The organism is Mycobacterium sp., from assembly GCF_050701675.1.
GTDB lineage: Bacteria > Actinomycetota > Actinomycetes > Mycobacteriales > Mycobacteriaceae > Mycobacterium.
This window is the reverse complement of the sequence record NZ_JBOGDD010001303.1, coordinates 1-1,557: the sequence shown is the minus strand read 5'-3', so window position 1 is coordinate 1,557 and position 1,557 is coordinate 1. Positions and strand designations below refer to the sequence as shown.

Sequence of the window (1,557 nt, the reverse complement as noted above, 5' to 3'; positions counted from 1 at the left end):
CGCCCGGCCAGGGCTGCCGTTTCACGGTGCAACTGCCGCGCATCGCCGACGTGCCCGTGCCCGTCACCTGACGGTTAATCCAGTTCTGCCAGTGCCGCTTTGATCTTGGCCTGCGCCTCGTCGAGTGACCTCTGCGACGGGGTGTGGTCGACGTTCGCGAAGCCGAAGTCGGAGAGGTCGCGGGCCGGGAAGACGTGGACGTGCAGGTGCGGCACCTCGAGGCCGGCGATGATCACTCCCGATCGCTGCGTGCCGAACGCCTTGCTGACGGCCCTGCCGATGCGCTGGGACACCGCCATCACGCGGTTGAAGGCCGCGGGGTCGACGTCTTGCCAGTTGTCGATCTCGGCACGCGGGACGACGAGCGTGTGCCCCTGCGTCATGGGTTCGATCGTCAGGAACGCGACGACATCATCGTCCTCGTACACGAACCGACCAGGGATTTCACGATTGATGATCTTGGTGAAGACGGACGCCATGGCATCGAGCATGCCAGACGACCCATACAGGCAGTTGCCAGCTCCGCGGCAGACCCGTGGCAGCTTGCTCGGCGACGGTAGACGCCATGACCGACCTGGCGAATTCACGCTCGGCCGGGGTTGAGTCACGCCCGTCGCGACTCTCCGCCCCCGGCAGCAGCTATGTCTTGGACATCGTCATTCCGGTCTACAACGAGGAACGAGATCTCCCGGGTAGCGTCCGTCGCCTGCACCAATTTCTGGCCACCGAGGTGCCCTATGCCGCGCGAATCACCGTGGCCGACAACGCCAGTACCGACAGCACCCTGGACGTGGCACGCCGGCTCGCCGAGGAGCTGCCGCACGTGGACGTCATCCACCTCGATGCCAAGGGCCGCGGGGGAGCGTTACGCGCCGCGTGGACGTCGTCGACGGCCGAAGTGGTCGCGTACATGGATGTCGACCTGTCGACCGATCTCACGGCGTTGATGCCACTTGTCGCACCGCTGGTCTCCGGACACTCCGACGTCGCCATCGGATCGCGCCTGTCGGCGTCGTCGCGGGTGATTCGTGGGCCGAAGCGTGAATTCGTCTCGCGCAGTTACAACTTGATCCTCCGGAGCATGCTCGGCGCGCACTTCTCCGATGCTCAGTGCGGCTTCAAGGCAGTCCGCGCCGACGTGGCGCGGCAGTTGCTGCCGCTGGTGGTCGACACCGGCTGGTTCTTCGACACCGAGTTGCTGGTGATCGCGGAACGCGCGGGCCTGCGCATTCACGAGGTACCCGTCGACTGGATCGACGATCCCGACTCCAGGGTCGACGTCGTGCGCACCGCGATCGACGATCTCAAGGGCTGCTGGCGGGTCGGCCGCGCGCTCGCCACCGGCGCGCTTCCATTGTGCGAGCTGCAGGCCGCCCTCGGCCGCGAGCCCCTGGTGCCGGGTGTTCCCAAGGGGATGGTCGGGCAGCTGGTCCGCTTCGGAATCGTCGGCGTGGCAAGCACACTCGCGTACGCGCTGCTCTATCTGGTGTTGCATCCCGCGTTGGGTGCGCAGGCCGCCAACCTGGTCGCGTTGCTGGTCACCGCCATCGCCAACAC

General features: G+C 66.5%; 2 protein-coding genes. One reads left to right on the top strand and one right to left on the bottom strand.

The window, feature by feature from the left end; genetic code table 11:
- Positions 1 to 74 precede the first annotated feature (74 nt).
- On the bottom strand, positions 75 to 479 hold the full coding sequence (locus ACRDUX_RS40170; RefSeq protein WP_526423016.1) for an HIT family protein: 405 nt from the start codon (positions 477 to 479) through the stop codon (positions 75 to 77).
- Positions 480 to 565: 86 nt separating this feature from the next.
- Here ACRDUX_RS40170 and ACRDUX_RS40165 point away from each other — a divergent pair.
- Positions 566 to 1,557, top strand: a 992-nt coding sequence (locus ACRDUX_RS40165; protein WP_526423014.1) for a dolichyl-phosphate beta-glucosyltransferase, incomplete at its 3' end; no start/stop codon positions are given.

Bases quoted from the DNA above. Each gene is read 5' to 3' on its own strand.
- ACRDUX_RS40170 (WP_526423016.1), bottom strand. From the start codon at position 479: ATGGCGTCCGTCTTCACCAAGATCATCAATCGTGAAATCCCTGGTCGG.